General features: G+C 63.4%; 23 protein-coding genes. 14 read left to right on the top strand and 9 right to left on the bottom strand.

Features of this window, described 5'->3' with window-relative positions:
- Positions 1-7 precede the first annotated feature (7 nt).
- The 3 genes from DH08_RS18875 to DH08_RS18865 all read right to left on the bottom strand — a co-directional run bounded on the left by DH08_RS18875 (position 8) and on the right by DH08_RS18865 (position 3851).
- Entirely contained in the window at positions 8-1132 is a 1125-nt protein-coding gene (locus DH08_RS18875) for a sugar ABC transporter substrate-binding protein (RefSeq protein ID WP_192180765.1), read from the bottom strand.
- Between the two features lie 305 nt (positions 1133-1437).
- A complete protein-coding gene (gene gntR / locus DH08_RS18870) occupies positions 1438-2466 on the bottom strand; it encodes an HTH-type transcriptional regulator GntR (protein WP_192180764.1) in 1029 nt (342 codons plus the stop codon).
- A gap of 152 nt (positions 2467-2618) precedes the next feature.
- On the bottom strand, positions 2619-3851 hold the full coding sequence (locus DH08_RS18865) for an MFS transporter (protein WP_192180763.1): 1233 nt from the start codon (positions 3849-3851) through the stop codon (positions 2619-2621).
- A 175-nt stretch (positions 3852-4026) separates the two neighbouring features.
- Between DH08_RS18865 and DH08_RS18860 the strand changes: the two genes are divergently transcribed.
- Entirely contained in the window at positions 4027-4314 is a 288-nt protein-coding gene (locus DH08_RS18860; RefSeq protein WP_192181038.1) for a DUF3175 domain-containing protein, read from the top strand.
- 67 nt (positions 4315-4381) lie between these two features.
- Here the strand turns inward: DH08_RS18860 and DH08_RS18855 are convergent, their stop codons facing one another.
- Together DH08_RS18855 and DH08_RS18850 are read right to left on the bottom strand one after the other, a co-directional pair.
- Complete coding sequence (locus DH08_RS18855) at positions 4382-6034, bottom strand: ABC transporter substrate-binding protein (protein WP_192180762.1); 1653 nt, start codon at positions 6032-6034, stop codon at positions 4382-4384.
- Positions 6035-6188: 154 nt separating this feature from the next.
- Positions 6189-8186 carry an oxidoreductase gene (locus tag DH08_RS18850; RefSeq protein WP_192180761.1) on the bottom strand — a complete coding sequence of 666 codons (1998 nt, stop codon included), beginning with the start codon at positions 8184-8186 and terminating at the stop codon, positions 6189-6191.
- A gap of 222 nt (positions 8187-8408) precedes the next feature.
- Here DH08_RS18850 and DH08_RS18845 point away from each other — a divergent pair, with 222 nt between their 5' ends.
- On the top strand, positions 8409-9341 hold the full coding sequence (locus DH08_RS18845) for a GlxA family transcriptional regulator (protein ID WP_192180760.1): 933 nt from the start codon (positions 8409-8411) through the stop codon (positions 9339-9341).
- Positions 9342-9386: 45 nt separating this feature from the next.
- Here the strand turns inward: DH08_RS18845 and DH08_RS18840 are convergent, their stop codons facing one another.
- The gene (locus tag DH08_RS18840; RefSeq protein WP_006202802.1) at positions 9387-10163 is read right to left on the bottom strand and encodes a FadR/GntR family transcriptional regulator; all 777 of its coding nucleotides are present in this window, start codon (positions 10161-10163) and stop codon (positions 9387-9389) included.
- A 108-nt stretch (positions 10164-10271) separates the two neighbouring features.
- Entirely contained in the window at positions 10272-11162 is an 891-nt protein-coding gene (locus DH08_RS18835) for an NAD-dependent epimerase/dehydratase family protein (protein WP_192180759.1), read from the bottom strand.
- A 132-nt stretch (positions 11163-11294) separates the two neighbouring features.
- Between DH08_RS18835 and DH08_RS18830 the strand changes: the two genes are divergently transcribed.
- Positions 11295-12233 (top strand): NAD(P)-dependent oxidoreductase, encoded by a 939-nt coding sequence (locus tag DH08_RS18830; protein WP_192180758.1) that lies wholly within the window; start codon positions 11295-11297, stop codon positions 12231-12233.
- Positions 12234-12260: 27 nt separating this feature from the next.
- Here DH08_RS18830 and DH08_RS18825 read toward each other — a convergent pair whose 3' ends face one another.
- A complete protein-coding gene (locus tag DH08_RS18825) occupies positions 12261-13046 on the bottom strand; it encodes a FadR/GntR family transcriptional regulator (protein ID WP_192180757.1) in 786 nt (261 codons plus the stop codon).
- Positions 13047-13235: 189 nt separating this feature from the next.
- Positions 13236-14225 carry a sugar-binding protein gene (locus tag DH08_RS18820; protein ID WP_192180756.1) on the bottom strand — a complete coding sequence of 330 codons (990 nt, stop codon included), beginning with the start codon at positions 14223-14225 and terminating at the stop codon, positions 13236-13238.
- A 451-nt stretch (positions 14226-14676) separates the two neighbouring features.
- Here DH08_RS18820 and DH08_RS18815 point away from each other — a divergent pair, with 451 nt between their 5' ends.
- From DH08_RS18815 to DH08_RS18765, 11 genes are all read left to right on the top strand, one after another.
- The gene (locus DH08_RS18815) at positions 14677-15420 is read left to right on the top strand and encodes an ATP-binding cassette domain-containing protein (protein ID WP_006202797.1); all 744 of its coding nucleotides are present in this window, start codon (positions 14677-14679) and stop codon (positions 15418-15420) included.
- 76 nt (positions 15421-15496) lie between these two features.
- The gene (locus tag DH08_RS18810; RefSeq protein ID WP_192180755.1) at positions 15497-16495 is read left to right on the top strand and encodes an ABC transporter permease; all 999 of its coding nucleotides are present in this window, start codon (positions 15497-15499) and stop codon (positions 16493-16495) included.
- A gap of 175 nt (positions 16496-16670) precedes the next feature.
- Positions 16671-17498: an AraC family transcriptional regulator gene (locus tag DH08_RS18805; protein ID WP_192180754.1), complete on the top strand. Its 828-nt coding sequence runs from the start codon at positions 16671-16673 to the stop codon at positions 17496-17498.
- Positions 17499-17685: 187 nt separating this feature from the next.
- On the top strand, positions 17686-18129 hold the full coding sequence (locus DH08_RS18800; RefSeq protein ID WP_192180753.1) for an SRPBCC family protein: 444 nt from the start codon (positions 17686-17688) through the stop codon (positions 18127-18129).
- A 15-nt stretch (positions 18130-18144) separates the two neighbouring features.
- Positions 18145-18939, top strand: coding sequence for an FAD binding domain-containing protein (locus DH08_RS18795; RefSeq protein ID WP_192180752.1), 795 nt, complete (start codon positions 18145-18147; stop codon positions 18937-18939).
- 59 nt (positions 18940-18998) lie between these two features.
- Entirely contained in the window at positions 18999-19481 is a 483-nt protein-coding gene (locus tag DH08_RS18790) for a (2Fe-2S)-binding protein (RefSeq protein ID WP_192180751.1), read from the top strand.
- Positions 19482-19491: 10 nt separating this feature from the next.
- The gene (locus DH08_RS36930; RefSeq protein ID WP_192180750.1) at positions 19492-20859 is read left to right on the top strand and encodes a xanthine dehydrogenase family protein molybdopterin-binding subunit; all 1368 of its coding nucleotides are present in this window, start codon (positions 19492-19494) and stop codon (positions 20857-20859) included.
- A gap of 1 nt (position 20860) precedes the next feature.
- A complete protein-coding gene (locus DH08_RS36925; protein WP_192180749.1) occupies positions 20861-21865 on the top strand; it encodes a xanthine dehydrogenase family protein molybdopterin-binding subunit in 1005 nt (334 codons plus the stop codon).
- 8 nt (positions 21866-21873) lie between these two features.
- The gene (locus tag DH08_RS18775; protein WP_192180748.1) at positions 21874-22755 is read left to right on the top strand and encodes an AAA family ATPase; all 882 of its coding nucleotides are present in this window, start codon (positions 21874-21876) and stop codon (positions 22753-22755) included.
- 149 nt (positions 22756-22904) lie between these two features.
- The gene (locus DH08_RS18770) at positions 22905-24023 is read left to right on the top strand and encodes a vWA domain-containing protein (protein WP_192180747.1); all 1119 of its coding nucleotides are present in this window, start codon (positions 22905-22907) and stop codon (positions 24021-24023) included.
- Positions 24023-24910 carry an amidohydrolase family protein gene (locus DH08_RS18765; protein WP_192180746.1) on the top strand — a complete coding sequence of 296 codons (888 nt, stop codon included), beginning with the start codon at positions 24023-24025 and terminating at the stop codon, positions 24908-24910. The genes DH08_RS18770 and DH08_RS18765 overlap by 1 nt, the downstream gene beginning before the upstream one ends.
- The last annotated feature ends 4 nt before the right edge of the window (positions 24911-24914 follow it).

Below are 24914 nucleotides of genomic sequence, written 5' to 3'. Positions count from 1 at the left end.
GTGCTTTCTATTGGTCCGCCTTGGTCTGGCCCATGATTTCCTGCGCGGTGAAATTGATGCCGCAGGTCGGGAAGGCATTGCCGACGAAGAAATTGTCGGACTGGTCGGGGAAGTAGTCCTGGCCTTCCTTGAAATTCGGATCCTCGACGATGGCTAAGGGCAGCTTCACCGACTGCGGCACGACCTCACCCTCGAGTGCGGCGATCGCCGTCTTGATGGCAACCGCCACCTGGGCGGGGCCGGTGCCGGCCGAAGAGCATTTCAACCCGTCGGCGGCATGCGCCGCGCAGAATTTGCGGAAGCCGTTCTCGGTCTCGCCGCCGAAGGGCACGAAAGCGTGCTTGGCATCGATCATCGCCTGCACGATGCCGGTGTCGCCACCCTGTCCGGTGATGGCGTCGAAGGGACCGTTGGTGGCGATGGCGTCGGCCGTGGCCTTCTGCGCCACGCCGTCGTCCCACTTGCCGACGACTTCGGTCACCTCCCACTTCTTGCCGGAAGCGTTGAGGACTTCATGGATGCCGTTGTGGCGGTCGGTGTCGACTGACGTGCCGGCAACGCCGCGCACTTCGAGCACCTTGCCGCCGTTCGGCACATGCTTGACCAGCCAGTTGGCCCACAACTCGCCAAGGCCCTTCTGATCGACATTGACGTTGATGGCGTCCTTGGTGTCGAGGATGTTGTCGAAGGCGACCAGCACGACGCCGGCTTCCTTGGCGCGCTTGATGACCGGCCCGAAAGCGGTCGGGTTCTGCGCGTTGACGACGATCGCATCAAAACCGGAATCGATGAAGTTGTTGATCGCGGAGATCTGCGCCGGCACGTCCTCACCGGTCGATACGACCTTGAATTCCTTCAATTTCGCCGCGACGTCCTTTTGTGCGGCATAGGCCTTTGCCGTCTGGATCATCTGGATGCGCCAGGTGTTGGCGATATAGCCGTTGGCCAGCGCGATGCGGTAGGGGCCTTCCTTCCTGGGGAACTTGAAGAACTGCGTGTCGGCCGCCCAGGGCGCGAAGCAGTCCGGCTCGGCGGCCGGGCCCTTGACGATTTCAGGTTCGGCGATCGCCGACGAACTCAACATGACGAATGCAGTGGCGGCAACGATGCCACCAACGAGTGACTTGATCATCGATATTCCTCCCAGTTGCAGTTCTTGTTGGTATGTGTCGTGACGTCTCGCGCCTGGCTTGGCCAAGGCACCTCCCGCCTTGCCAACCGCGCCTTCCGGGTGGCCGCATGCCGACCCGATCCCCTCCTCCGTCGCCGCTCAGGCGAATGCAAAAACTATCATATTATACATAATAAACAAGCTTAAGCTGTCGCTTATATATAATAAACAGTCTTTGACTTTGCTTCGAGGTCCCATGCGAAGGGGATGGTAGCGCTACCAAGAAATTGTGTAAACCGGCATTCGCACAGTCGCTTCTGCGTGTTTCAACGCGCTGTGCTCTCGCGGCGCCTGAGCTCGAAACCGAGGTCGACGATCCGTTGTTCCGGCCTCTTCCCCGAGATCGCTGCCAGCGCCATCGCAACCGCGCGTCGGCCGATTTCGTAGCGGGGCGTGCGGATGCTGGTGATCGACGGAAACGCCGACTGCATCATGTCGAGATCGTTGAAGCCAGTGATGCCGATGGTCTTCGGCACCGCGATGGCGGCACGGTGGCACTCGAACAGCACACCGAGAGCGATGTCGTCATTGTTGCAGAAAACCCCCTCGAGCGTCGGCACCTTTGCCAGCGCATCGCGAAACAGCTCGCGGCCGAGCGGTATGCTGGAGGGCACCGGCGTGGTTGTCACCAGCCGAGGATCGAACAGGCTGGCTGTCTCCATCGCCGTGCGATATCCGGCCAGGCGCCGCTGCGAGCGCGGGTCCATGCGCGCGCCGATGAAGCCGATCCGGCGGTAACCTGCTTCGATCATGTGCTCCGTTGCGGCACGGCCGCCGTCGAGATGCGAGAAGCCGACCAGCATGTCGACCGGATCGGGCCCGGTCTCCATCACTTGCACGACCGGACAGCCGGCCGTCTCGAGCAATCTGCGCGCAGTCGGCGTCTGGTCGATGCCCGCCACGATCAGCGCCGCCGGACGCTGCGGACCGAACACCTGCAACAGGCGCTCTTCCTCGAGGCCGGAATAGTGCGTGTTGCCGAGCTGGATGCGGAACGGACTGTCCGACAGGCTGTCGTAGATGCCGCGCACCACCTCGGCGAAGACGTTGTTGGTCAGCGACGGCACCAGCACGCCGAACACCTCGGCGCGCGCCGAGGCGAGCGCACGCGCGTTCGGGTCGGGCACATAGCCAAGTTCGTCGACGGCAGCCTGGATCTGGCGGCGCAGATCTTCCGAGACGCGTCCCGGTTCGCGCAGCGCCCGCGATACGGTGATCGCGCCGACGCCGGCCCTGCGCGCCACATCGGCGATGGTCGGCCGGCCGCCGCCACGGCGCGAGCGCGGTTTGCTCACGGCCTCGTTTCCGGCAGCATCACCCTTCTCGCCATGTCCATCCCGGCTTCCCTCGCCACGCCGTGTCAGCTTGGCGTCGCGCAGCGCTTGCCCATTGTCAAGCCAATGGCCCAGCTGGGGGGCTGGGACATCGAGCCTGTCGGCGTCAGCCCTCAGGCCATCGCCACCGCGCTGCGCTGCGCCTTCCACATCAGGAGCAAGATCGCCGCCAGATTCACCAGGTTCCAGGCAATGCCATTCAAGAAGGCGGCGGCATAGGAGCCGGTGAGGTCATAGAGCCAGCCCGACATCCAGCCGCCGACCGCCATGCCGAAGATGGTCGCCATCATGACGATGCCGACGCGCTGGCCGGCCCCCTTGGCGGGCATGTAGTCGCGCACGATGATCGCGTAGCAGGGCACGATACCGCCTTGCGACAGACCGAAAACCAGCGAGACGACGTAAAGCGAGGCAAGCCCGTCAAAGGGGATGTAGAACAGTAGCGACAGGCATTGCAGCACCGAGCCGATCAGCAGCGTCTTCACCGCACCGAAGCGATCGGCGAGGAAGCCGGACGCGAGCCGGCTGACGACGCCGGCCGCCAGCATGATCGACAGCATGTCGGCGCCATGCGCCACGCCGTAGCCGAGATCCATGCAATAGGCGACGATATGGACTTGCGGCATCGACATCGCCATGCAGCAGCCGAAACCGGCGACGACCAGCAGCACCTGCAGCGCCGCCGGCGACAGCGAGATCGGCCGGACCGGCCGGCTGCCGGGCGAGCCGGGCGCGGCTTCGCGGGGCGCGCCGCGCCTCAGCATCAGCACCAGCGGCACCATGGTGGCGAGGCAGACGACGCCGATCGCGGCATAGGTGAAGCGCCAGCCTTCTTCCTTCATGAGCATCGGCATGACGAATGGCCAGATCGCGCCGGCGAGGTAGTTGCCCGAAGCAGCCGCCGTCACCGCGACGCCGCGGCGTCGGCTGAACCAGTGCGAGATGTCGGCGATCAGCGGGCCGAAGATCGCCGACGTGCCGACGCCGATCAGCAGCCCTTGGACAAGCGTGAACTGAAGGATCGATGTGGTCAGCGACGCCAAAAGGAAACCGGCGCCGAGCGCGATCGCCGCGATCAGCGCGGGGATCCAGTAGCCCATGCGGTCGATCGCGCGTCCGACCAGGACATTGCCGGCGGCGAAGCCGACCATGGTCGCGGTGTAGGGCACCGACGCGGCGGCACGGTCGACGCCGAACTCCGCCTGCACGGCGGGCAGCACCACGACCACTGCCCACATGCCGACACCGCCGATCGTCGACAGCAGCATCGAAATGCCGAGCCGGGTCCATGCATAGGCGCTGTCGATGCCAGGGCTGCTCGCCTGGCTGGAGACGATTGGGGTCAAGGCGTTTCCTGTCCGCGGTGCTGCAGATCGACCGGTTCCGCAGCACTATCGGCGCATTCGCCACTGCGAGCAGCGCCACGACGGGCAATTCCGTGACGCCAGGAGATGCGGCTTCAGCGGTTGCGGGAACCCGCCACACCGCCTGACGTTTCCCGTCACAGAAGGAGTTCCTGTTATGACCGCGAAAAGAAAATGGTCAGCCGAAGTGACCGAGCACAGCGATGCGATGGATCTTGAGGAGCATGTCTTCGAATCCGATGATGCCAGAAAGATCGCGACCTCGCTCAAGCGATCGGCCGAGCACAGCGACCGCCGCAATGCCGAGCCGTTCCAGTCCGCCATGTCGATGCTGAATTTCTACATCAACCGCGCCGGCAAGAACCTGCCGCAGGAGCGCCGGAAGGTGCTGGAGGAGGCAAAGGACGAATTGCGCGCCGCGTTCGGGCGCCCAAAACAGGACTGAAGTGGCGGCCGCGAAATTTTCCTTCCGAAGCAAGGGGATTTTTCGCGGCCGCCACTTGGCCTTTTCGTCAGGCCTGTTCCAGCCAGACCTTCTGCAGATCTATCTGGAACGTTGGGTGGATGGAGTAGTTCTTCACCTTCTCACTCATGTGATTGTAGAGCTTTTGCCAATAGGGCTGGATGATGATCCCCGAGTCCTGAATAATGGCCTCGACCTCCTTCATCACCTCACGGCGTTTCTCGGGGGCGCTCACCGACAGAGCCTCCTGGAGCTTCTTGTCGAATTCCGGATTGGAGTAGCTTGTCTCGTTCCAGGCCTCGCCGGAACGATAGGCCAGCGCCAGAACCTGGACTCCAAGCGGGCGCATGTACCAAACCGTCAAGGAGTAAGGATACTTCGTCCAGTCGTTCCAGAAGGTCGAGCCAGGCAGTACCGTGCGCTTGACCTTGATGCCTGCGTCGCGAAGCTGGGCAGCGATCGCATCACCGGTGCTCTTGTTCCAATCATCGTCCACGGTGATCAACTCGTGCTCGAAATCCGCCTGGCCGGCCTCGGCCATGAGTTTCTTGGCCCCTTCCACGTCGCGAGCTTTCTTAGGCAGGGGGAAGTATTCGGGATGAATTGGGCTGACATGATGATTTTCGCCCACTGTGCCGCGCCCGGCGTAGCCGAGTTGAAGCACGACGTTGTTGTCGACTGCCATCTGGAGCGCGTTGCGCACCCGCTTGTCGTCGTAAGGCTTTTTCGTGACGTTGGTGCGCGCAACGAGCGTAGTCGCCGTCTGTATCTCTGTTTTCTTGAGCCCAAGCCCGTCCAGGATCTCGACATAGTCCGCCCCGGTTTCATTGTTGAGATCGACCTCACCCGACTCGAACGCGTTCACCATGGCGTTTGGATCGGTGCCGTAGTCGATGAACTCGACCCCATCGAGCAGCGCCTCGCCGCCCCACCACTTGCCGTTCTCACGCCGCTTGAGGACTGCCTTTTGGCCAACGTCGTAGGAGACGAGCTCGAATGCACCCGTACCAATCGGTTTTGTGGCCGGGTCGGCGCCATCAGCGTCAAAATTGCGGTGTACGACCAAGGCAGGATAATCGGTAAGGTTGGCGATGAGCGCGATATCCGAGGCGCCGAGCGAGAGCTTGACCGTGTGGTCATCGACCTTGGTAATGCCGCCCTCGCGCGCCTTGCCGGTGTTCTGGTCGATCAGGCTGTTGACGCGTGCTGCCATGGAATTGCCTGACGCCTTCTTGTCGCACCACCGGTTGAAATTGTAGACGACATCGTCGGCATTGAACGCGTCGCCATTGTTCCAGGTTACGCCCTTGCGGACATGGAGCACGTATTCGGTGGCGTCGCCGTTGATTTCCCAACTCTCCAGAAGGATTGGCTCGAAGGTGAATTCGCGGGTGTATTTGACCAGCGGCTCCAGCCAGGTGCGGCTGATATTGGCCATCTCGACCCAATCATAGGTACGCGGGTCCTTCTGTTGCTTCACGACCATGGCAACGCGAAGCGTTCCGCCCTTCTTGCCTTCCTCGGCAAAGGCGGGGACCGGCACAGCCAGGCCAAGCATGCCGTAGGCCAGCGCGGTCGATGCGCCGAAGGTGCTGGCAATCGCGAGGAACTCGCGCCGGTCCATAAAGCCCTCGCGAACGTCCTTGGCCATGCTCGTGACTGCTTCCGGAACGCGGGTTCCGCCGCTTCTGAAAAACTTCATTTTGGATCTCCCATTGTTTGTGTTTGACGCATTGCCCAACCAATCGTTGAACCCCGGGATATTCCGCCCGGGTCTCGGATCTCGGGACCGTCACTGCACGGAAACGCGCCTGGTCGGCCGAGGATCTGGTCTGCCCTTTGGCAGTTGGAGCAGTTTAAATGGATTGGCCGAGCACCCTCCCCTCGTAGATTGCCGCCACAGCTAGCCGCGGTGCCAAGGCGTCGCCTATCACCTTCGGCTGCAATGCCGGTATCTGCTCCGCAAGATCGTCCAGCACCCATGTGTCCGAGACGTTGGTGGTCGCAAGGACGAGGGTGTCGGCCTTGATCACGGTTTCGGTCCCATCGAGATGGCACCTGACAGTGGCGCCGTCGCCGTGCCATGCCTTGACCACCGTGTCTGTTATCCAGCCACCGCCCCCGATCTTCAGCCGAGCTCGCGCAACGCCGTCGCTTTCCGTTCGCTGCAGGTAACGGCCGAGGACCGGCCATGCCGTGATAACCGTCACACGGTGTCCGCGTGCTGCGATTTCGAGGGCCGTGCCAAGCCCGCGCCAGTCGCCCGTGTCGTCGATGAGAAGGACATGGTCGCCCAACCGCGCCGTCCTCGTCATCACGTCCTCGACGGACCAGACATTCGGCAAGTCCGCCCCTGGCAGACGATCCTGCCCCGGCAAGCCGCGCTGGAAGCCTGTCCCGGCAGGTTGCGAACCGGTCGCGATGACGATTTCATCAACGTCGTGCCCGGCGATCTCCGCAGCGTCGAGCGGCGCATTGAGCAGCACCCGTACGCCCAGCCGGGTCAACTGTCGTTCGTACCAATCGACCAACTCTACGATCTGCGACCGGCGCGGCTGCATGCCGGCCAGCCTGAACTGTCCGCCGAGTTGCGGGGCGGCTTCTGCGAGCGTCACGCTATGGCCACGTTCGGCCGCGACGCGAGCCGTTTCGAGTCCGGCCGGTCCGCCTCCCACCACCAGCACGCGCTTCGGTGTTATGGCCGGAATGAACGTGTCGCCTCCCCATTCGAATTCACGGCCGGCAGACGGATTGACGAGGCACGAGATCCAATAGTCCCTCGAGCGTCTTCCCCAGCACATCTGGTTGCAGGAGATGCAGCCCCGGACCTCGGTGTCACGGCCGCTCGCCACTTTCTTGACCCAGTACGGATCCGCGATCTGGCCTCGCACGATACTGACCATGTCCGCCTGTCGCGATGATATGACTTCATTTGCGTTCTCGGGCGTTCGGATGTGGCTCTCAGCCTGGACGCGTATGTGCTTGCAGACCTCCTTCAGCGCCTGCGCATTGGGAGCGCCGAGTTTGTCGGCGAAGAGAAACGTGGGCATGACTGAGGCGTGGTCGAAATAGCTGCCGGTGCCGCAAGTGATGTAGTCGATCAGAGCACGCGTATCGTGGTACGCGGCGATTTCCTGGAGAAGTTCGGTACCCATTCCGATGTCGACTGAGGTATCGATGCTCGAGGCGAGCCCGATAATGAATTCGTCGCCCGCGGCCGCACGAATGCGCGAGGTGATCTCGGTCGAGAACCGCATCCTGTTTTCGAACGAGCCGCCCCATCGGTCGTCGCGGCGGTTTGACCAGGGCAGCCAGAACTGCTCGATGAGCGAGTTGTAGGGCCCGAACAGCTCCACCCCATCGAAGCCGCACGCCTTCGCCCGCACAGCCGCGCGAACGAAGCCCTCGATTATCTCCTCGATCTCGGCTTCTCGCATGCGGTGACTGCCGTCTCCGTCGTGGTAGGACGGGAGGCCGGAGGGGGACCAGTTCGCGCTGTACGAATTGTCGAAATCGCCATGCTGTCCGACATGATAGAGCTGATGGACCATGACCGATCCCTCGGCCTTGCATGCCTCGGTGATCGCCCTGAATCCGGGGATTACAGCGTCATCATCATGGCGGAAATTGCCTCGCGTCAGACGGGCGGTCTGATGAACCGGCATCGGCTCGACCACGATCATGGCTGCGCCTCCTCGGGCGCGTTCCCGGTAGTAACCCAGGTGGCGCGAGCCGGGCAGTCCATCCTCGGCCATATTCGCGGTGTGCGCTCCGAAAGTAATGCGATTGCGCAGCGTCTTGTGGCGCAATTGGAGCGGCTCGAGAATCCTATGAAAGGCCGGCTTCACAGTCATGCCCAATCTGTCCGGTATCGTGGACACAGGTTAGGTGTGACTAATATGATTAGCGGCGCGCGACACTGGAGGATTGTGATTCCGGCTCATTTTTCATAATATTTGAATCGGGAGGCGGATTGGGAGCGCGCGTTGACATCTACGCTAAGGGTGCCGAACCGAACGGCCCTTCCTTACCTTCGCGTCGGCTTGATCCTTTGTCCGAGCTTCACGCTGACGCCAATGGCCAGCTTTGTCGACGCTCTTCGACTTGCCGCGGATAAGCAGGACCATAGCCGTCAGGTCTATTTCGCCTGGGATTTCATCTCGGCGGGGCCGTCACCTGTGCGCGCCAGCTGCGGACTGGAAATGACGCCGACAGGGAATCTGGACGATCCCGAGGCGTACGATTGCATTGCGGTATGCGGCGGATTGATACGTGACCTTGGAGGCATCCATCAGGCGACGTTTGAATATCTGCGTGCCGCAAACGCCCGCGGAATCCCTCTTGTCGGTCTATGCACGGGCAGCTTCGTCCTGGCCCAGGCAGGGCTCCTGGAGCATCGCGAATGCGCATTGCATTTCGATACTTTGGGCGAGTTCTTGAGCAGGTTTCCAAACAGCAATCCCGCGACGAGCCAGAATTACGTCATCGATGGCAACATCATCACGTGCCCGGGCAGCATCGTCGCCATCGACATCGCGGCGTTCCTGATCGCGCGATACAGCGATGCGGGCCGGGCCCGGAAAGCTCTGAACTATCTTCTCTTCAAACCGGAAGAATCCCGGATCGTCCTCAAGGCAAAGCCCTACGAGGAAGCCCTTGGCAGCGCAGCGCGGCTGACGGTGGAGGCCGTGAAGACGATGGAGACCCGCATCGATTCGCCATGTTCGGTCGAGGATCTGGCGCTATCGCTGAACACCACAAAAACACGATTGAACCGCGCCTTCCATGCCGATCTGCAGATGGCTCCTGCAGCGTTCTGGCGACAGATTCGCTTGATGGCGGCGCGCGAACTCCTGAACAGTCGCCGGCGCAGCGTAACCGAAATCGCCTACGAAACAGGTTTCAGCGACACTGCGCATTTCTGCAGCGCATTCAAGAAGCACTATTCGATGACTCCTCGAGAGTTCAGGCGAATTATGCAGAAAGATGCTGCAGGATCAGGCGAATAGAGTGAGGCAGCACCTACCCGAACCTTACTCGCGACGATCTCGCGCCTATCTCGACTTGATGACCTCGTCGGTGTTGGCGAGCAGCTTGCGCACCGCGGCGCGCGCCGCGTCCGGCCGCTGCAGGCGGATGTTCTTCTCGATCGCCTCGTGCAGCTTCTGTGCGTGCTGCAGATCGTCCAGCTCGCGCGTCGTATAGGCGAACAGATGATCGAATGCCGATTCGATCAGCACGCCGAGCGGCACCAGCAGGTCGTTGCCGGAAGCCCTCAATATGGCAAGGTGGAAGCGCGTGTCGGCGCGCGTGCGCTCCTGCAGGCTGGGGGCCTCGCCCATCTCCCGGCAGGCCTGGCTGATCTCGGCCATCTGCTCGTCGGTGCGCCGCATGGCGGCATAGGCGGTCGCCTCCGGCTCGATGATGTGGCGGAATTCCTGCACCGTCTTCAGGAACACTTCGCGGTCGGGCGAGGTCGCGTACCAGGCGAGCACGTCACGGTCGAGCAGGTTCCAGCGCTCCTTCGGCTCGACCCAGCTGCCGATCTTCGGGCGTGACGCCAGAAGGCTCTTTGCCATCAGCATCTTGATCGCCTCGCGCACCGCCGAGCGGCTGACGTCGAAGGTCTCCGACCATTTGGCTTCATTGGGCAGGATGGTGCCCGGCGGATAGTCGCCGCGCACGATCCGAAGTCCGATCTCGCTGGCCAAAGAGGCATGCACGCTGGAGCCCGGAATACGCGCCGCGTCGGCCCGGCGAACGGCAGCCGGACGCTCGGCGGATGCCGCCTTGGCCGGCGTCTTTTCGTTGTTCGGCTTCCCGTCCCGCATGTGTTTCACAAAGTCTGGATTTCGAAAGCTGTCAAGCCACCGACAGGCGCCGGAGCGCAATGCGGGCGGCTGTGCACAGATCAGTCCGGTATCATGGCCCGGCCGGGCCTATTTGACGTATTTGCGCCAGCTATGTTCGGGGCGGAAGCCCAGCATGTCGCGCGCCTTGCGGTTGGAGAGCAGTGTCTCGTATTCGCCGAGCTCCGCCTTGACCGGCACGTTGGGGTAGAAGCGCTGCAAAAGCTCCGCGGTCGGCAGATCGGACGAGGTGTCGTCATTGGCGGCGTTGAACACCTGGTAGCCGAGCCCGTCCTTCTCGATGGCGCGCAAGGTGATTTGGCCAAGGTCGCGCGCGTCGACGTAGCTCCAGGCTATGCGCTTGCGGAAGCCCGGATCGGCAAACCATTTCGGGAACAGCGAATATTCATGCGGCTCGATGACGTTGCCGATGCGCAAGGCGTAGATGTCGGTGCTGTTGCGCTGCGCGAACGCGCGCGCCGTCTTCTCGTTGACGACCTTGGACAGCGCATAGCTGTCCATCGGATCGACGTCGTACTCCTCGTCGAGCGGGAAATATTTAGGGTCGCGCGGCTCGTTGGCGAACACCACGCCATAGGTCGTCTCGCTGGAGGCGATCACCACCTTGCGGATGCCGAGCTTCACCGCCGCTTCGATGACATTGTAGGTGCCGAGCGCGTTGATACGGAACACCTCGTTGTCGGTGGTGATCATGATGCGCGGAATGGCGGCGAAATGCACCACGGCATCGACCGGCTGCGGACGCAGAGACGGATCGAACTCGTGCAGGCCCGCATAGCTGGACAGCGCGTTGAACACCTGGCCGCTGTCGGTGATGTCGGTGATCAAAGTGCGCACCTTGGGATTGTCGAGCGGCTTGGTGTCGATGTTGAGCACCTGGCAGCCATGCTCGACCAGATATTGCACGACATGGCGGCCGGCCTTGCCGCTGCCGCCGGTGAACATGATCCGCTTCGTCATTTTGCTCTCCACATTGCTTGGGATAATGTGTTTTGGGATTATGTGTATTGTCAGACAATATTGCATTCTGCAACCGCATGCGGCAAGAACGACGGCACCATTATCGATAATTTCCAGACAGGACGAAACGACATGAGCACGACTGCCGCAAGCGAGAAGATCGGTTTCATCGGCCTTGGCCTGATGGGGCACGGCATCGCCAAGAACATCGTCGACAAGGGCTATGCGCTGACATTCCTTGGCCGCAAGAACCGCAAGCCGGCCGAGGACCTGCTCGGCCGTGGTGCCAAGGAAGCGGCGACGTCGAGCGAGGTGGCAGCGGCGTCCGACATTGTCTTCATCTGCGTCACCGGCTCGCGCGAGGTCGAAGCCATCATCCGCGGCCCCGGCGGCCTGAAGGAGGGTCTGAAGAAAGGCTCCGTCGTCGTCGATTGCTCGACGTCGGATCCGGTCTCGACGATAGCGCTTGCCGCCGAACTCGAGGCGCTTGGCGTCGACTATGTCGACGCGCCGCTCAGCCGCACGCCGAAGGAAGCCTGGGAAGGCACGCTCGACACCATGGTCGGCGCCTCCGACGCGCTCTTCGCCAGGCTGAAACCGGTGCTCGAAACCTGGGCCGGGCGCATCGTCCATATCGGCGGCACCGGCGACGGCCACCGCATGAAATTGCTCAACAATTTCATTTCGCTGGGCTACGCTGCGATCTATTCTGAAGCGCTCGCCCTGGCCGAGAAGGTCGGCATCTCGCCGCCGCGCTTCGACAGCGTCATCCGCAACGGCCGCATGGATTGCGGCTTCTACCAGACCTTCATGCGTTGGACGCTGGAAGGCGATCGCGACGCGCATAAATTCTCCATCGCCAATGCCTTCAAGGACCTCACCTATCTGGAGTCGATGGCGGGCGCCGCCGGCATCGCCAACCCGCTCGGGAACGCCACCAAGAATTCTTTCGCCGGCGCCTTCGCCGCCGGCCCGGCCGAACAATTCGTGCCGATGCTGGCGACGCACGTCGCCAAGGTCAACGGCGTCGACCTGATGCCGATCAAGGACGGCAAGAAGCAGACGATCTGAGGCGCGCTCCTTAAGATCGCGAGCGTGTCACCGCCGCGATCGCCCGATCACTTCGTCGGTGTTGGCGAGCAACCTGCGCACGGCGTTGCGGGCCGCGTCCGGCCGCTGCAGCCGGATGTTCTTCTCGATCGCCTCGTGCAGCTTCTGCGCCAGGCGCTGATCGCTGGTTTCGCGGGTGACGAAAACAAAGAGGTGGTCGAGCGCCGATTCGATCAGCACGCCGAGCGGCACCAGCAGGTCGTTGCCGGAAGCACGCAGGATGGCGAGGTGGAAGCGCGTGTCGGCACGCGTGCGTTCCTGCAAATTCGTGGCTTGCCCCATCTCCCGGCAGGCCTGGCTGATCTCCATCATCTGTTCTTCGCTGCGCCGCATGGCGGCGTAGGCGCTGGCTTCCGGTTCGATGATGTGGCGGAATTCCTGCACGGTGCGCAGGAACAATTCGCGGTCCGGCGCGGTCGCGTACCAGGCGAGCACGTCGCGGTCGAGCAGGTTCCAGCGCTCCTTCGGCTCGACCCAACTGCCGATCTTGGGGCGCGATGCCAGGAGGCTCTTCGCCATCAGCATCTTGATCGCTTCGCGCACTGCCGAACGGCTGACGTTGAAGGTTTCCGACCATTTCGCTTCGTTCGGCAGAATTGTGCCCGGCGGATAGTCGCCACGCACGATCCTGAGGCCGATCTCGCTCGCCAGCGAGGCATGCACGCTCGATCCCGGGTTCCATGCCATGTCGGGCCGTCGAACAGCAGCAGCGGGAGGGGGGCTGGCTGGCGCCCCTGCCCTGGCGGATCGCTTTCTTGACTTGTCGTCCGGCATCGGCGTTCCGGCATCGGCAGTCTGTCGCAGGGAAACTGTCCGGAATTGTCCGCGCCCGCGGATATAGGCCGAAATGCGAGAAGTATGGGCGCGTCAAAGCCGGAGCACGCTGCCCCGACAATGCTGCCTTGTCCTTGTTCTGAAGGAAAGTGACGGGGCGCCCTTCGAAGGGCGCCCCGAGATCGAGGCCTATTTCTGGATGCAGGTGTCGACCGTGTCCTTGGTGCATTCGTCGAGGCCGGTGAAGACCGGATCGTCGACCTTCTTGCCTTCGATCAGGTCGATCATCACCGATGGCGCCTTGTAGCCCATTTCGAACGGCCGCTGGCCAACCAGTGCGGTGACGAGGCCCTCACGAGCGATCGCCACTTCGTCGCCGATCGTATCGGCGGCGCCGATGACGAAGGCGTTGCTGGCGATCTTGTCGGCCATCGGCTTGAACAGGTCGCGATAGGGCTGAGGAGCGCCGAACAGCGGCCAGCCGCCCATGATGCCGAAAGCGTCGAGGTCGGGGTTGGCGGCGAGGATGTCGGTCATCGCCTGCACGCCCTTGGCGCCGTCGTCATTGGTGAACACCGGGCAGCCGGCGACTTCGGTCCAGCCACCTTCGCCGGCGAGCGCCGCGAGGCCTTCCTTGCCCGAAAGCGCGTCGCGCATGCCCTGCGCACGGCGCAGGATGTTGTCGGCGGCCGGATTGCCTTCGATGGTGCAGATCTTGCCGCCGTTCGGCTTGCCCTTCTTGATGTACTCACCGATCTTGTAACCCATCAGGTAGTTGTCGGTACCGAGATAGGTCTTGCGCAGGCCAGCATCTTCCTTGGTCAGGTCGGCGTCGATTGTCATGATCGGGATCGACGGATTGGCGCTCTTGATCGTCTGCGCGATCAGCGGCGCGTTGGACGGCGAAATCGCCATTGCCACCGTGTCGGGCTTGCTCAGCATGTCCTGGACGATCTGGGCTTCGCCGGCCTCGTCGGAGGTCGAAGCCGGACCGGTGTAGAAGCACTCATACTCCGAGCTGGCGTTTTCCTTGTTCCATTTCTGGCAACCTTGATTGATGGCCTCGAAGAACGGATTGTCGAGACCTTTCACGACGATGACGAGCTGTTTCTTGGCCAAAGCCGGCCCGGCGCCCAACGCCATGACGGCGGCAGCGGCGAGCAAAAGTGATTTCCTCATGTCAGTCCTCCCTTGAAACAGACGGGCACGGCGTGCCCGCCACACAGATCAACCCGGACCGAGCGATGACAGAGGGTCGTTTCACGAGCACTCTAGCCGCAAGGCCAGGTCGATAAGCATTTCCAGATGCGGTCCTGGACGGCGCCCCCCAAAAGGGCATTGCCGAATCCCGGGACCCATAACCTCCGCTGATCCCATCCGGCGAACCGGCCGATGGATCGGCATAATCTCCTCCGACGCTTAGCTAATATCGGCGCGCCGCCAACGTCAATTGCTATTTGTCCTACAAAACGGATTTTTGGAAAAACATGCGTTCAATTCGTCCGACAAATGATTGACGCTTGCATGAGCATTCGCGTAAATGCGTGAAATCGCCCTTCCCGGGAGGAGCTGGGAGAGCGAGGCCGCGGGGACAACCGCAGGCCGGGAAACATGGGAGGCATGAAGGCTGGTGGCGGTTCTCGAACTCACCAACATCTCGAAACATTTCGGCGCCATCCAGGCGGTCAACGACGTGTCGCTGTCGATCGAGCCCGGCCAGGTCGTCGGCCTGATGGGCGACAACGGCGCCGGCAAGTCGACGCTGGTCAAGATGATCGCCGGCAATTTCCGCCCGAGCCACGGCACCATGCAGATGGACGGCAAGGAGCTGATCCTGCACAAGCCGGTGGAGGCGCGCCAGCACGGCATCGAGATCGTCCACCAGGACCTGGCGCTGTGCAACAATTTGACCGCCGCCGCCAACGTCTATCTCGGCCGCGAGTTGCGCCGGGGCGTCGGGCCGTTCCGCATCCTCGACTATGCCGCGATGTACAAGCGCGCCGGCCAGATCTTCGCCGAACTGAAGTCGGAGACCCGACCGCGCGACCTCGTCAAGCAGATGTCCGGCGGCCAGCGGCAAGCGGTGGCGATCGCCCGCACCATGCTCTCGCAAGCCAAGATCGTGCTGATGGACGAGCCGACGGCAGCGATCTCGGTGCGCCAGGTGGCCGAGGTGCTGAACCTCATCCGGCATCTGCGCGACCAGGGCATCGCGGTCGTGCTGATCAGCCACCGCATGCCTGACGTCTTTGACGTTGCCGACCGCGTCATCGTCATGCGGCGCGGCAGGAAGGTCGCCGACAAGACGATCGCGTCGAGTTCGCCCGAGGAAGTCACCGGGCTGATCACCGGCGCCATCGAACAGGTATTGTGAAATTGATGCGTCCGGAATTTCGCAGCTGCGAATGCGCCGGGTTGGCGCGGTCCGCCGCCGCCAGGAAAGGTCGATAATGGCAGTCACCCTTGATCAGACGATCGCGCAGAAACAGCACACCTTGCTGTCACGGATATTTGCCAGCCAGACCTTCTGGGTGGTGATCGCCGTCATCCTCGCCTGTATGTTCCTGTCGTTTGCCACCGATGCCTTCGCCACGCAGAAGAACCTTTATAACATCACCCGCAACATCACCTTCGTCGCCATCATCGCGCTCGGCATGACCTTCGTCATCATCACCGGTGGCATCGACCTGTCGGTCGGCTCGGTGCTCTGCCTGTGCTCGATGGTGCTGGCGGTCACCATGCATGCCGGCTACAGCATCGAGGTCGGCATCGCCGTCTCGATCGCGACGGCGCTGATCATCGGCGCCTTCAACGGCATATTGATCGCCTATCTCGGCTTTCCGCCCTTCGTGGTGACGCTCGGCATGCTGTCGATCGCGCGCAGCCTGGCCATGGTCGCCTCCAACAACACGGTCGTCTTCCAGTTCGGACCGGACCACGACAAGCTCCTGGCGCTCGGCGGTGGCGCCTGGGTGTTCGGCATCGCCAACCCGGTGCTCTACATGATCCTGCTGGCGCTGATCACCGGCTTCATCCTGCGCTGGACCAAGTTTGGCCGCCACATCTTCGCCATCGGCGGCAACGAGCACGCGGCGACGCTGACCGGCGTACCCGTGCGCCAGATCAAGGTCGCGGTCTATATGATCTCGGCGCTGGCGGCCGGCATCGCCGGCATCATCCAGACCGGCTGGCTGGGCGCCGTCACCACCAATCTCGGCACAGGCATGGAGCTTCAGGTCATCGCCGCCACTGTCATTGGCGGCGCCAATCTTGCCGGCGGCGTCGGCACCGCCTTCGGCGCCATCGTCGGCGCGGCGCTGATCGAGGTGATCCGCAACAGCCTCGGCCTGCTCGGCATCAACGCCTTCTGGCAAGGCGTGTTCATCGGCGGCGCCATCCTGCTGGCGGTCTTGTTCGACCGTATCCGCAACTTCAGGCGCAACGACTAGCTCTCGACCGGGGCCGTTGTACCATCCGGCTCCTATCGCTCAGTCTGAAAATCGGCCGGCCCAAGGTGTGGCGCGCCCAAGGTCTCGTGGCTACGCCTTGACGCGGGCACGACCTCCGCCGCACTATTCACTCAGCAGGCGAAGGGAGGCCAGTCGCCTGCGGGAGGATATACCCATGACGGAAGCGATCAGGCTCTACTGGGGCCGGTTCGGACATGTTTCTGTCCTGAATGTCGCCAGCGACTTCGTCACCCATGCCCATGTCGAGGCCCACCTGATCATCTGGCTGGAAGGCACGGCCGGCGAGATGACCATCGGCCGCGAGACGGTGCGGCTCGGCCCCACCACCGCCGCCGGCATCAACTCCTTCCAGCCGCACAGCCATGCTCTGTCCCATGACGGCAGGCCCGGCCTGTTCCTGGCCTTCTACATCGATCCCGACTGGGCCCGCCGGCGCCGCGACCTGCCCTCGTCGGCTCCGCTGTTCGCACAGGCGGCGATCACGCTGGAGCCCTGGTTGCACCAGGCAGCGGGCAACCTGCTCGATCATCTCACCGACAATGAGAGCATCGACGACCTCGCCAATTACGAGATCGAACGTTTCATCGACAGCGTGCTCGACGCCGCCGACGCCTCGGCCCCGCAGGTAGCGCGCGGCCGCATCCACACCATGCAGGATTTCCGCGTCCGTAAGGCGATCCAGCTGATGAAGGCCAATGTCTGCGAGCGCATCTCGTTCGACGACGTCGCGCGCAGCGTCGGCCTGTCGCGGCCGCATTTCTTCGCCCTGTTCAAGGAACAGACCAATCTGACGCCCAACGTCTATTGGAACACGCTGCGCATGGAGGAAGCGGTGCGGCAGTTGCAGTGGTCGGAGGCGCCGCTGATCTCGGTCGCCTGCAATCTCGGCTTCACCACCCAGGGCAATTTCTCGCGCTTCTTCCGCGACCATGTCGGCGTCCCGCCGACGCTCTACCGCGAGGCCGCGCGGGCGGCCGCCTGAACCAGGCGGCCCTTTTCCTACTGCTTGGCTTTTTTCAGACTGCTTGGCTTTTTTCAGACTGCCCGGCTTTTTTCAGACTGCCCGGCTTTTTTCAGACTGAATGATAGGCGCTCAAGACGCATTGATAAGCGTTGCCGGGTGCGGCGCCCTACCCTCGATGCAGATATCTTCGCAAGGGAACGAGCTTATGGCGAAAGTCACCATATCCAGCGTCATCGACGCGCCGGTCGAAAAGGTCTGGGCGCTGATACGCGACTTCAACGGCCTGCCAAGCTGGCACCCGCGCATGGTCGAGAGCCATATCGAGGACGGCAAGGACGCGAGCGCGATCGGTTGCGTGCGCAACTTCCAGCTCGTCAGCGGTGCTCGCATCCGTGAGAAGCTGCTCGATTTTTCCGACCAGAATTTCCTCGTCAGCTACTCCATCCTTGAAACCCCGCAGCCGATCACCAACCACAACGCGACGCTGCAGCTCAGGCGCGTCACCGACGGCGACCGCACCTATGCCGAATGGACCGCGAGCTTCGACGCGGCTCCGGACGAGGCCGACAAGCTGGCTGAAGGCATGGGCGCCAACGTCTTCCAGGGCGGCTTCAATGCCCTGAAGACCCACTTCGCCAGCCAAGGTTGAAACCAGGAGCGTGACATGGCGCTTACCCTCCAGACGTTCTCGACGGTGAAGGATGCCAACGCAGCGCTGATGGCCGAAGGCACGCGCTATCTCGGCGGCGGCACGCTGGCCGTGCGCGCCGCCAACGAAGGCGATGTTTCCGTGTCCAGCCTGGTGCGCGTTACCGAGACCTCCCTGTCGGCGATCGCCGTTTCCGGCGGCGACGCTCGGCTCGGCGCCTCCGTCACCATGGCGGCGATCGCCCGTCATCCCGAGCTTGCCGCACTCGCGCCGGCCGCGCGTGCCGTCGGCGGGCCGGCGATCCGCAACATGGCGACCGTCGGCGGCAATCTGTTCGCGCCGGCGCCCTATGGCGACTTCACCGTCGCACTGCTGGCGCTGGATGCCATTGTTGCCACCGAAGACAGCGAGGTGCCGATCCAGACCTTTTTGGCCGGGCGCGACACCAGCCGCGCCATCGTTACCGGGGTCACCTTTGTTTTGCCCCGCGCGGAGAGCTTCCGCTTTCTCAAAGTGTCGCGGGTCAAGCCGAAAGGGGTTTCGGTGCTGAGCATCGCCACGCTCCTGGAACGGACGGCCGACGGCACGGTGACGTCCGCACGGATCGCCCTTGGCTGCATGGCCGACAGGCCGATGCGCGCCAGGGCGGCGGAGAAGGCGCTGCTCGGCTGCAAATTGACCGCTGAGGAGATCGCACTGGCGCTCGCCGCCGCCGGCGAAGGCACGTCGCCGATCACCGATCCGGTCGCCAGCGCCTGGTATCGCAACGAAGTTCTGCCGGTCCATCTTGGCCGGCTGCTGCTCGCTTAACCATCGGCTGGGGGCGCGCGTCTGTCCGATGCTTCGGGCAGGCGCGCTGGGAGGAAAAAATGGCAAAGGTTCCGGTTCAGTTCACGCTCAACGGCGCGGAGAAGGCCGAATTCGTCGACAGCGGCACGACGCTGCTTCACGCGCTCAGGGACAAAATCGGCGATACCTCGCCGAAAGGCGGCTGCCATCAAGGCACATGCGGCGCCTGCTCGGTCATCATCGATGGTGAGCTCCGGCTCTCCTGCCTGACCCTGGCCGAAACCTGCAACGGCGCCGAAATCAGGACAACGTCGGGCCTCGCCGAAGCCGGCGTCCTGCATCCGCTGCAGCGCGCCTTCCTCGATGCCTTCGCCACGCAATGCGGTTTCTGCACGCCGGGCATGATCATGGCCGCCAAGGTGCTGCTCGACCACACGCCCAACCCCAGCCGCGAAGAGGTGGTCGAGGCATTGTCGGGCAACATCTGCCGCTGCACCGGCTACGAGCCGATCATCCAGGCGGTGCTGCGTGCGGCCCGCGCCAATTCGCAGAACGCGGCCTGAGGGAAGCAAAATGGAACTGCGCAAGAGCTACTTCGCCGATGTCCGCAAGGACGGCCTCAACGAGATCGGCCAGCCGCGGCCGCGGCTCGATTCCCCTGGTCATGTCACCGGCAAGACCGCCTATTTCGCCGACCGCAATTTTCCGGGCATGCTGCACCTGAAGATGGTCCGCAGCCCGCACCATCACGCCCGTATCCGCACGATTGACACCTCGGAGGCCGAGAAGCATCCGGGCGTGGTGAAAATCCTCACCGCCAAGGACGTGCCGCACAATGTCTACACCATCCTGATCCTGATCCAGATCGGCCCCGAGGACGAAACGGTGCTCGCCGACGGCAAGGTGCGCTGGAAGGGCGAGGCCGTGGTGGCGGTGCTGGCCGAGACCGAGCGCGCGGCGCAGGAAGCCGGCGCCAAGGTCAAGGTCGACTACGAGGTTCTGCCAGCCGTCTTCGACATGGAGGAAGCGCTGAAGCCCGGCGCACCTCTGGTCAACGAATATCACGGCCAGAACTACTATCTCTATGACAGCGGCGAATGCCGCAAAGTGCGCTTCGGCGATGTCGAGGCGGGCTTTGCCCAGGCCGATCATATTCTCGAACAGAGCTACCAGTCCTCGCCCATCGAACACGCGCCGACCGAGACCACGGGCTGCGTCGTGGCGCCCGAGGGCAATGACCGCTTCACCTGCTACACCAACACGCAGGCGATGTTCTTCACCCTCGACAACACTTCGATCATCCTGCAGATGCCGGGCAGCAAATTGCATTTCGTCGGCGGCACGGTCGGCGGCGGTTTCGGCGGCAAGGTCGATGTCATCGTCGAGCCGATCGCCATCCTCGGGGCCAAACTAACCGGACGACCAGTCTGTTTCATCTACAGCCGCGAGGAGGAGATGCAGATATCGTCACCCCGCGCCGCCGAAAAGGTCGTTATCAAGGACGGCGTTATGAACGATGGCCGCATCGTCGCGCGCAAGGTCACCGGCTACACCGATGCCGGCGCCTATTCGCGCCACTCGCCCTATGGCGCGCAAAAGGGTGCGGCGCACTATCCCGGCCCCTATACGATCCCCAATGTCTGGATCGACACCTATTGCGTCTACACCAACCGCACACCGTCCTCGGCCATGCGCGGCTTCGGCGTCACCATCGGCGACTTCGCGCTGGAGGTGCAGATGGACAAGCTGGCGCGGCTGATCGGCATGGACCCGCTCGAGTTCCGCTTCATCAACGCCTATCGCGACGGCGACATGAAGGCGCATCGGCAACCTACGGAAGGGGCAGCACTTATCGAATGCATGCAGGAGGCCTCGCGCGCCGCCAACTGGCCGGTGGCGGAAAAATTCATGGCTATGTCCTCCTATAAAAAGGGAGCTTGAGATGGCGATTAGGCGCGGACGCGGCGTCGCCGCGATCAACTATCCGACCGGCATGAATCTCGGCGGCGACCCGACCCAGGCGCTGGTGCATTCGACGCCGACCGGCAATTTCATGGTGACGCTGTCATCAGTCGATCTTGGCCAGGGCATGAAGCAGATCATGGCGCAGATCTGCGCCGAGACCATCGGCGTGCCGACCGACCGCGTCATTATCGACACCGCTGACACTGACACCGGTCCGCACTGCATGGGCACCTTCGCCTCGCGCGGCACGCATCGCGCCGGCAACGCCGTCATCCAGGCCGCCAAGGAAGCCCGCCAGGTGATGCTGGAGGTGGCGGCCGAAGAGCTGGAGGTCAACGCGTCGGACCTCGAAACCGACGGCCAAGGCAACATCCTGGTCAAGGGTGCGCCGCAGAAATCGATCTCGATCTTCGATGTCGCGCTGTCGGCACATTTCAAGCGCGGCCGCTCGATCTCCGGCCGCGGCATGTTCCTGATCCCGCGCTCCTATCCGGAGAAAGAAACCGGCGCGATGAAGCCGTCGACCTGCTACGCGCATGCCTGCACGGTGGCAGAGGTCGAGGTCGACGACGAGACCGGTGAGGTCACCGTGCTGACGGTCAAGAACGTCTTCGAGATCGGCCGCGCGCTGAACCCGAAAATGGTCGAGCAGCAGCTGGTCGGCGGTTCCTGGATGGGCATCAGCCACGCGCTCTATGAGACCACCGAGCCCTACTATCCGAACCGCGATCATGGCGGCACCGACTTCAACCAGTATCTGATGCCGGGGCCGGGCGATCTTGCGGAAACCGAGATCATCGTGCTGGAGCGGCCGTCGGCCGACGGACCGTTTGGCGCCAAGGGGCCGGGCGAAATGTGCGCCAATCCGCAAATCCCGGCCGTGGCCAACGCCGTCTTCGACGCCGTCGGCGTGCGCATCGACACGCTGCCGATCACGCCGGAGCGCATCCTGCGCGCGCTCAAGGTGCAGGCCGCGAGCTGAGGGCCGAAATGCCTGATCCAAGCGCCGAGACTGTCGCGCCCTCGCCCGAGGCGGTGGCATCGCGGCTCGCCGCTTCGCGCTATCTGGCAGATGAGAGCCTTGCGACCGCCATCTTCCTGGCGATCCGGCTGGGCAAGCCGCTGCTGCTCGAAGGTGCGCCCGGCGTCGGCAAGACGGAAGCAGCCAAGGCGATCGCCGAATTGCTCGGCCGCGAACTGGTGCGGCTGCAATGCTACGAAGGCATCGACGCCGCGCATGCGCTCTACGAATGGAACTACCAGCGTCAATTGCTCGCCATCCGTCATGCCGGAGAGCACGAGATCGACATTTATGACGACCGTTTTTTGATCGCACGGCCGCTGCTGCAGGTGCTGCGGGTGCCGGAGCAGCGCGTGCTGCTGGTCGACGAGATCGACCGCTCCGACCATGAATTCGAAGCGTTGCTCTTGGAATTCCTCTCCGATTTCCAGATCAGCATCCCCGAGCGTGGCACCATCCGCGCCGCCACGCAGCCGATCGTCATCCTGACCTCCAACCGCACGCGGGAACTCGCCGAAGCGCTGCGACGGCGCTGTGTCTACCACTGGATCGGCTATCCCGACGCCACACGTGAGGCCGAAATCATCATGCTGCGCGCCGGCGACGTGGCAGAGGCCACCGCGCGCGCCGTCGCCAATGCCGTGCAGACCATCCGCGCCCGCCCGCTGGCCAAGCCACCCGGCATCGCTGAGGCCGTCGAATGGGCCAATGCCGCCACCATTCTGGAAAAGGGCGGCAGCCCGTGGCCGGAAGCCTTCCGCCGCGCCATCGGCGTGCTGATCAAGGACGAGGAGGATATGTCCTCGATAGCGCCGGAGCTCGGCCGTATCGTCGAGGAGGCGCTGGCGTGACGCGAGACATCAACGCTCCCTTCGCGCCGTTTACGGGGAGAAGGTGCCCCGAAGGGGCGGATGAGGGGCAGCGCCATGATGGGCAGAAGGTGGCGCTGCCCCTCACCTGCCTGCCGGCATCCTCTCCCCGTGAACGGGGAGAGGAGAGCTTGCCCCGCGCCGCCGCGCCGCTTCTCGGCTTCGGCCGGTTGCTGCGCCGCTATGGTTTCGCCATCGCGCCGGAGCAGGTCTCCAGCTTCATGCAGGCGATCACGCTGCTCGGGCCGCGCTCGATGGCCGATATTCGCGAGGCGGCATTGGCCACGCTTGCCCCCTCGCCCGACCGCCGCGACGAGTTCGAGACGCATTTTCGCAGCTATTTCTATGGCGATGCGCGACCTTCGATCGACGGTGAGGAAGACGAGGAAACCCGCATCAAGGATGATCGCGGCACCCACGAGGAGGACAACCAGACCACCCCCCACGAGAAGGGCGGCGAACTCTCCTCGACCACCGAGCAACTGAACAGCCGCGACTTCCAGCGCGACAGCGACAGCCTCGCCCCCTTCCGACGCAAGCTCGCCTCCGCTCTGCCCGCCCGCCGCTCCTTCCGCACCATCCGCACGCGCTCGCGCGGCACGCTCGACCTGCGCCGCTCGCTCAGCGAAATCGTCAGTGCCGATGGCGACATCCCCTCGCCGCTTCTGCGCCGCCGCCAGACCGTGCCGCGCAAGCTTCTGCTTTTGATCGATGTCTCCGGCTCAATGAAGCTGCACACGGCCGACTACCTCAAGCTGGCGAATGCCGCCGTGCAGGGCGCCGGCCGCGCTGAAGTGTTCACCTTCGGCACGCGGCTCACCCGCATCACCACGGCGCTGCGCATCCGCGACCGCGGCCAGGCACTGGCGCGCGCGGCGGCCCAGGTCGACGACTGGGATGGCGGGACGAGAATGGGACCGACGCTGCTCGCCTTCCTCTCGGTGGCACGCTTTTCCGCCTTTGCGCGCGGGGCGGCGGTGGTCATCCTGTCGGACGCGTTGGAGCGCGGCGACCATGCCGAGCTGGAGATCGCGATGCGCCGGCTGAGCGCCCGCGCCTTCCGGCTTTCGCTGGCAACGCCGCTGGCCGGCGATCCGCGCTTTCGGCCGGCGACGGCAGCGCTTCGCGCCATCCTGCCGGTGCTCGACGATCTGGTCGACGGCTCCTCGGTGAAAAGCCTCACCGATTTCATCCTGTCGCTCGCCCGCCCTGCCCCGGCGGCCGCAGCCATCTGGAAGAGGGTTTCGTGATGCAGAAAGCGATCGACGCGCATTTCCACATCTGGCGCCAAAAGGACCAGCCCTGGCTGGTCGGACCGATGGTGCCACGCATCTTCGGTCCCTATGAGCCGATCCGCCGCGACTATCCGATCGAGGAATTCTTGGCCGACCAAAAGGGGGCCGGCGTCGAGAAGGCTGTCTATGTCCAGACCAACTGGGCCAAGGGAGACTTCGAAAACGAGGTCGCCTTCCTGCAGAAGACCGCGGAAGAAACCGGCTGGCCGCACGCCATCGTCGGCTATGCCGACATGACGGTGGACGATGTCCGCCACCAGATCGACCGGTTGAAAAAATATCCGCTGCTGCGCGGGGTGCGCATGCAGCTTCACTGGCACGAGACACCGGCCTTCCGCTTCGCGGCTTCCACAGACCAGGTGATCGATCCCAAGGTGCGCGCCAATGTCGCCAGGCTTAAGGACTATGGCCTGTCGTTCGACCTGCAGCTTTTCCCGGCACAGATGAAAGACGGGCTGACGCTGGTCGGCGAGAATCCGGAGACGAACTTCATCCTCACCCATGCCGGCATGCTGACCGGCATGGAACCGGAAACCACCGAGGCCTGGAAGGCCGGCCTGCGCACTTTGTCCGCTGCGCCCAATTTCTACGCGAAGCTCTCCGGCCTCGGCACCTTCGTCCACCGCAACGACCCGGCGCTGATCGCCTACATCGTTGACAATGCGATCGATATCCTTGGCTCGGACCACCTGATGTTCGGCTCGAACTTTCCGATCGAAAAACTGTGGACCAGCCACGCCGAACTGATCAAGGCGCACCGCGCAGCGGTGGCGAAACATGGTGCGGCGGCAGAGGCAGATATTTTTTGGAACACGGCTGAGAAGGTTTACCGGCCAGTGTAGCGCG

Origin of the sequence: Mesorhizobium amorphae (assembly GCF_014843845.1) — a bacterium.
GTDB lineage: Bacteria > Pseudomonadota > Alphaproteobacteria > Rhizobiales > Rhizobiaceae > Mesorhizobium > Mesorhizobium amorphae_A.
The sequence above is the reverse complement of the archived record's forward strand: the minus strand, read 5'-3'. Positions and strand labels throughout refer to the sequence as shown.